Annotated in this window: 8 protein-coding genes; 1 reads left to right on the forward strand and 7 read right to left on the reverse strand. The window is 42.3% G+C overall.

Annotated features, from left to right (window positions below):
- A partial coding sequence (locus tag WBA23_RS15005) for a lysylphosphatidylglycerol synthase domain-containing protein (protein ID WP_424583095.1) occupies nucleotides 1-509 on the reverse strand: 509 nt, incomplete at its 3' end.
- Nucleotides 506-1,258, reverse strand: a complete 753-nt coding sequence (locus WBA23_RS15010) for a segregation and condensation protein A (RefSeq protein WP_424583096.1) — start codon at nucleotides 1,256-1,258, stop codon at nucleotides 506-508. The genes WBA23_RS15010 and WBA23_RS15005, both read right to left, overlap by 4 nt.
- A gap of 220 nt (nucleotides 1,259-1,478) precedes the next feature.
- Between WBA23_RS15010 and dxs the strand changes: the two genes are divergently transcribed.
- Nucleotides 1,479-3,389 carry a 1-deoxy-D-xylulose-5-phosphate synthase gene (gene dxs / locus WBA23_RS15015; protein WP_424583097.1) on the forward strand — a complete coding sequence of 637 codons (1,911 nt, stop codon included), beginning with the start codon at nucleotides 1,479-1,481 and terminating at the stop codon, nucleotides 3,387-3,389.
- Here the strand turns inward: dxs and WBA23_RS15020 are convergent.
- The 5 genes from WBA23_RS15020 to WBA23_RS15040 all read right to left on the reverse strand — a co-directional run.
- On the reverse strand, nucleotides 3,353-4,315 hold the full coding sequence (locus WBA23_RS15020) for an alpha/beta hydrolase (RefSeq protein ID WP_424583098.1): 963 nt from the start codon (nucleotides 4,313-4,315) through the stop codon (nucleotides 3,353-3,355). The two genes, dxs and WBA23_RS15020, sit on opposite strands and share 37 nt — an antisense overlap.
- Before the next feature lie 22 nt (nucleotides 4,316-4,337).
- On the reverse strand, nucleotides 4,338-4,928 hold the full coding sequence (locus tag WBA23_RS15025; RefSeq protein WP_424583099.1) for a TetR/AcrR family transcriptional regulator: 591 nt from the start codon (nucleotides 4,926-4,928) through the stop codon (nucleotides 4,338-4,340).
- Nucleotides 4,929-5,212: 284 nt separating this feature from the next.
- Entirely contained in the window at nucleotides 5,213-5,395 is a 183-nt protein-coding gene (locus WBA23_RS15030) for a PspC domain-containing protein (RefSeq protein ID WP_424583100.1), read from the reverse strand.
- Between the two features lie 34 nt (nucleotides 5,396-5,429).
- Nucleotides 5,430-6,008, reverse strand: coding sequence for a hypothetical protein (locus tag WBA23_RS15035; RefSeq protein ID WP_424583101.1), 579 nt, complete (start codon nucleotides 6,006-6,008; stop codon nucleotides 5,430-5,432).
- A gap of 111 nt (nucleotides 6,009-6,119) precedes the next feature.
- On the reverse strand, nucleotides 6,120-6,299 hold a 180-nt coding region (locus WBA23_RS15040; protein WP_424583102.1), incomplete at its 5' end, for a hypothetical protein.

Consider the following 6,299-nt stretch of genomic DNA (forward strand, 5'->3'; position numbering starts at 1 on the left):
ACCTGCAAACTGTTACCCAACTGCACCTGCATATCTTGTGAGTCGGGGAAAAGCTCCTCTTTAGAGTACAATAATGCTAAGGGCGACATTGTTAAGAAAAAGAGATTATCCAGAATGGCGGTTAGCATTACGTAGGCTAATGCGCGACCGAACTTAATGCCCTCTTTCATGAGCACAAACACCACAATAGTAGTTCCGCCTACCACCGAGGGAGTAACTGCCGAAGCAAACTCCCACAGAATAATAACGTAGATACTACTCTCCCAGGTAAGGTCGTGGTTGGTTAGTACTTTAATTCGATAAACATAGCCAGTGTCTCGAATCAAAATAACTAGGAGTGCTAGGAATAATGGCCAAAGCTCGGCATCAAAAACCAAACTGAGTTTATCGGCAGTAAAGTCAGGATCACTGACGAATAGAAACACCACGATCCCGAGTCCGATTAATACCGGAACCCAAACTCGATTGGGATTAAGCGTTTTAAGAATTTCTTTGGAATTAATATTCATGCCTGCACCGCATCTTCCGTTCGGTATATCCAAAAATTATTGTAGCCCTCGCCAATCTTAATAGTTATTTCACTGATTTGCAATAGCTCCAAAATGGCTAAAAAATTAAAAATTACTGCAATTTTACTTGGGTTATGTTCAATAATCGTAATGAAGGAGACATCGCTAGGTTGTTCACTCAGTAACTGTCGAAGAAACCCCTTTTGTCCATCTACCGTGTAAGGATACTGCACCACGCGGTGCGAGTTATCTTTCTTCTCTTCGGCAAACCGGATCCATACTTTCTCATAAACCTTCAGCAGTTTGTATAAATCTACGTGCTGTAATTCAGTTTCTACCTGCTGCTCCTTTGCTAACGATTGCAACTCGTATATTACATTTCCTCGCTCGTATTGCTGCATTCGTTCTTCCTCCATCGCTGCCAGCTCCTGCACCACTGATTTGTACTTTTTGTACTCTAGCAAATGCTTCACTAGCTCATCGCGCGGATCTATTTCTTCGCCTTCTTCGTTCAACACGGGACGAGGCAGCAACATCTTAGCTTTAATCCGCATCAGCGTGGCGGCTACTAGTATAAACTCACTAGCTACCTCAATGTTCATTTGATCTAGCTCATGTAAATAATGCAAAAAGTCATTAGTAATGGTAGAGATCGGAATATCATGGATATCTAACTCATCGCGCTCAATAAAAAATAATAGCAGATCAAAAGGGCCTTCAAATAGGGGCAACTTAATTTCAAAACTCACAGTATCGTTACGTTATCAAATTGGGTAAATCGTGTTGCAACCAAAGAACTATTCAGCTACTTAACGCAAATTTATGATATAATCAGGCTAATTCGCTGCCTGTTTGGTGAAAAAACTGTTCTTTTGCATCTTCGTACAATTAATTACAGCTAACCTAACCGCATAAACAATTAAATTGAATGGTAGTTTTCTTACCGTATCATTAAATCACTCACTATCTATGCTGATTAAACCCGGCAACTTGTTATCTACTGTTAATAGCCCTACTGACCTCGAACATTTAACTGCCGAACAACGGGTACAGCTTGCTACTGAACTACGCCAGTTTATTGTTGATAATGTATCGGTCTATGGTGGGCACTTCGGTGCTAGCTTAGGAGTAATTGAGCTTACGGTAGCTCTTCATACTGTATTTAATACTCCTTACGACCAGCTTGTTTGGGATGTTGGCCATCAGGCCTACGGTCACAAAATTCTTACCGGACGGCGAGATAACTTTCATACCAATCGATTGTACAACGGACTTTCGGGCTTTCCTAAACGTAGCGAGAGCGAATACGATACATTTGGCGTAGGGCACTCTTCTACCTCTATTTCCGCTGCACTGGGAATGGCGATGGCTTCTAAGTATCAGGGGGATGATAAACGTCAGCATATTGCGGTAATTGGCGATGGAGCTATGACCGGAGGAATGGCTTTTGAAGCGATGAACCACGCGGGCGTTTCTGATACGAACTTGCTAATTATTTTAAATGATAATTGCATGTCAATTGATCCTAATGTGGGCGCACTGAAAGATTACCTTACTGATATTACCACCTCTCAAACCTACAATAAAGTCCGCGACGACGTTTGGAAACTGCTGGGGAAAGTAAGTAAGTTCGGAACCAATGCTCAAGATATTGTCTCTAAGGTAGAAAATAGCATTAAATCGTTTTTACTAAAGCAGAGTAATCTGTTTGAATCGCTCAACCTACGCTACTTTGGGCCGGTAGATGGGCACGACGTAAACCATCTGGTGAGCGTGATGGAGGATTTGAAGAAGATTCCGGGCCCGAAGATTTTACACTGTGTTACCGTTAAGGGCAAAGGCTACTTACAAGCTGAAAAAGATCAAACTAAGTGGCATGCTCCTGGTAAGTTTGATAAAGTAACTGGCGAGATTCGCAAGAAAGTATACGATACACCTCAGCCTCCCAAGTATCAGCACGTGTTTGGTGAAACCATTGTGGAGCTGGCTAAGCAAAACGAGAAAATCGTGGGAATCACTCCGGCAATGCCGTCGGGTTCTTCCATGAATATTATGATGAAGGAGATGCCCGACCGGGCGTTTGATGTGGGGATCGCCGAACAACACGCGGTAACTTTTTCTGCTGGGCTTGCTACGCAGGGACTAACGCCCTTCTGCAATATTTACAGCACTTTCATGCAGCGAGCCTACGACCAAGTAGTGCACGATGTGTGCATCCAAAAACTTCCGGTAATTTTCTGTCTGGATCGAGCCGGAATTGCTGGTGCTGATGGTCCAACTCACCACGGTGCTTACGACCTGGCTTATATGCGGTGTTTACCCAATATTGTGGTTTCAGCTCCCATGAACGAAGCTGAGCTACGGAATCTGATGTACACTGCTTCTGAATATAAGGAAGGGGCATTTTCTATTCGCTATCCACGAGGACAAGGAGTGATGTCGAGTTGGCGCACTCCAATGGAAGAAATTCCGGTAGGCACTGGGCGATGCGTGCAAGATGGTGAAGAAGTAGCGATACTTACCATTGGCCACATTGGAAACTACGCGGTAGAAGCCTGTGAAGTTCTTGCGCAAGAAGACTTGCACCCAGCTCATTACGATCTTCGCTTCGTAAAACCGTTGGACGAGGCGCTGCTACACGAAGTCTTTTCTAAGTTTCAGCGAGTGATTACCGTAGAAGATGGGTGCTTGCCCGGTGGCTTCGGTAGTGCCGTTTTAGAATTTATGGTAGATCAGGGCTACACCGCCTCGGTAAAACGATTAGGTATGCCTGATCAGGTTATTGAGCACGGTGAGCAAATACAGCTACATACTGAGTGTGGTTACGACCCAGCTAGTATTGCTCAAGAAGTCCGCTCATTGGCAGGGGTTGCCGTATAGTTTCCAGTAACCTTCTCTGCTTGACTAATCGCTTGGGTAATATAGCCAATTACCTTCTTATTGGCTATAATCTGATAGTGTCCCATCTTCTGAGTACGCACGAAAGTAGCGTGGGGGGTGACTGACCACAATTCTTCGCCTTTAATGATAGGTACCGTTTGATCGTCTTCGTCGTAAATTAGATGGATGTTGCTATCAGTAATCTTAATGAGTTTTTTCCGCAGATCAAAATGGTCTACTGATTGGTGATAGTGCTTTTCTACAAAGTCGCAAAATCGCTGGTAGACCGATTCGTTGCACCCGGCTTGGGCGATAATATCATGGAAGAAGTATCGCACATAAGGCGGAAATGCTATAAGAACTAAGTGAGTAGGATGCAGATTGGGAGTGATCTCAGTCATCACCATCCCGGCAGTTAAGCCACCTAGCGAATAGCCAATTACCGTGTGATAGGGGGCATTCTTAACATAGTGGTCTTTAAAGATTTCAACGAATTCAGGTAAAGCAGTAGCCTCACCCTCAGAGTTACCGTGGGCTTTCATATCAATACCTTCTACTACATAACCCTGCTCAACCAGTGCTTCAATCATTCGCCGAAAATCAGCAACCTTCGACCGCCAGCCGTGGCAAAGTAATACTTTCGGCCCTGTGGTGCCCCAACGATAAGTAGCAATTTTATAGCTTTGGTAAGTTGTCGTCTCTACAGTAGCTTTTTCAATCAGACCTAACTGGGCTTGTGAAAAGCGAGCCTTCCCCGGACGAACGAAGTAGTGCCAGATAACTTGAGCTACTTTACCGGGAGCGATATGCTGCAACACCGGTAAGCTCTTCTTTAACACAGCTAACTTCCAGTTCGATTTTCGTGGGTGAGAAGCGGGGCGTTTGGTATTCTTCCCGTCACCATTAATGATAATAGATTCTTTCATGAATATACCGATCGGTTTTTTATTATAATGAATGCTGATCGATGAGCTGTAGTAGAAATCTACTCATACTAACGAATGAATCTTTGTCACCTTCTACCCGAGAAACCATAATTGATCCCTCAATGGCTCCGTAGTAGAGCATTACAAATCCATCCACATCTATATCTCTCTGCAACTGTTTTTCTAGGATGCCCCGGTGCACAATCTGCCGGAGAGAGTCCTTGATTTTCGCGATAGAACGAACTACCTTTGTTCGCAATAGGGAACTGTTATCGTCAGCCTCTACTGCTGAGTTTAATACCGGACAGCCTCCTGGAATTGGCGAGTCATCCACATACTTCTCGTAATATTGAAGAATTGCTTTAAGCTTTAGCGGAGCAGTGGGTGCCCCGCGAATACATTCTCGCACTCTACCTAAAACAATCTCTACGGCATAATCAAACGCTGCTACTGCTACCTCCTCCTTATTATTAAAGTTGGAGTAAATTGCTCCTTTAGTCATTCCCGTAGCCTCTGTAATATCAGATAGAGAAGTTGCCTGATACCCCTTGGTATTAAACAAAGTAAGTGATTCATTAATAATTAGCCTACGGGTGGCTTCGGGGTTTCTCATAATGCGTATTGCAAAGATACCGATCGGTATTTACTATCGCAAAAAATAAGACTACAATTTAATGTAGCCTAAAATTAATAAAGCAGTCATATCAAATCTGCCACACGGAGAATAGCCAAAATAAGCCCGACCAGGATGGCTAGTTGTTATACAATGAATTAGTAGATTCTCTTAATCTGAATAGTTAATACTGATACGTAAGTCGAACTTAGTAGCAGATACTTCTTTCAGTTCAGCACAATCTAACTCCCAGATATTAGCGATTTTATCCACTTAAAAGCTTGTTAAGAATATTTCATCACTAACCAGAGTACCAAATAAACTAAGCCGGGAGAGCCAAAGCCGATAATAGCTGATATAGCGAAAATCACCCGAACCATTGTAGTATCCCAACCGAAATGATTGGCCAAGCCACCGCAAACGCCCGCAATAATTTTATCATGATAAGATAAAGATAGTTTTGCCATGATTATGATAGATTAGATAGTTATTAAAAAGTAGTTACACCGTCTCTTGTCTTAGTATATCCAAAGCCGACTGTACTTTTGCTTCGGTGTAATTAAGAGCATTTTGATATTTTCTATATTCATATATCATTGGAATATACAGCATAACAAATAGACCGATCGATGTTGCTAGATTGCTGAACGGAAAGACAGGAAAGCTACTAGTAGTAACCATTATCATACCCACGTAAAGCCCTAATATTCCCCAATAGGAGTAAGCACCGTAGTAAAACCGTAACTTATCGATGTACTCTAAGCAAATTTTCAGTTGCTCAGCTAAATCGGTAGGTTCACTTATCTCAGCTTTGAGCACCGCTAATTTCCTGTTTCTGAAGTAATGGAATACACTAAGCGACAAGATAATAACACAGCCCGCTTGGGCTACTAATGAGGATAAAAAGAAAAATCCGATTGCAGGAACAAGTGCTATAATCAGCACTAGATAATTTCCTCTAAAGATATAGCTGATATACTTATCCATCGCTAGCAACTCATTCTTCAAATCGGTGAAGATAGCCGCATGGGCTTCAGTGTCTAATTTGGTATAATCTTCAATATAAGCAGGGTTTACCATGGTAGCTTTTGTATGGTGAAAGAAAGATAGAAACTACTTCTATTGTATACGGCAAGAACCTCTAAGCATGTTTCGTACAAATTAAAATAAAAAATTGTTGGAGAAAGAAAATTAGTTTGTGTGCCGCCAACTGTTTCTCTTTTTTTCCTCTCTCATAATTTCTCGGGTACTAAAAGTATTGGCTTTTACTCGACGATACTCGAAATAGATACCCGCTAAAAATCCTACTGGAAGCAGTGTTATCGAACTAATACTACTATACGTTGTGTACTTATACAGCATATATATTGC

This window comes from Tunicatimonas sp. (assembly GCF_049647865.1).
Taxonomy (GTDB): Bacteria; Bacteroidota; Bacteroidia; order Cytophagales; family Cyclobacteriaceae; genus Tunicatimonas.

What these genes read in the sequence shown, in the direction of transcription:
- WBA23_RS15020 (WP_424583098.1), bottom strand. Translation starts at nt 4,315, where the DNA reads ATGAAAGAATCTATTATCATTAATGGTGACGGGAAGAATACCAAACGC.
- dxs (WP_424583097.1), top strand. Translation starts at nt 1,479, where the DNA reads ATGCTGATTAAACCCGGCAACTTGTTATCTACTGTTAATAGCCCTACT.
- WBA23_RS15025 (WP_424583099.1), bottom strand. Translation starts at nt 4,928, where the DNA reads ATGAGAAACCCCGAAGCCACCCGTAGGCTAATTATTAATGAATCACTT.
- WBA23_RS15035 (WP_424583101.1), bottom strand. Translation starts at nt 6,008, where the DNA reads ATGGTAAACCCTGCTTATATTGAAGATTATACCAAATTAGACACTGAA.
- WBA23_RS15030 (WP_424583100.1), bottom strand. Translation starts at nt 5,395, where the DNA reads ATGGCAAAACTATCTTTATCTTATCATGATAAAATTATTGCGGGCGTT.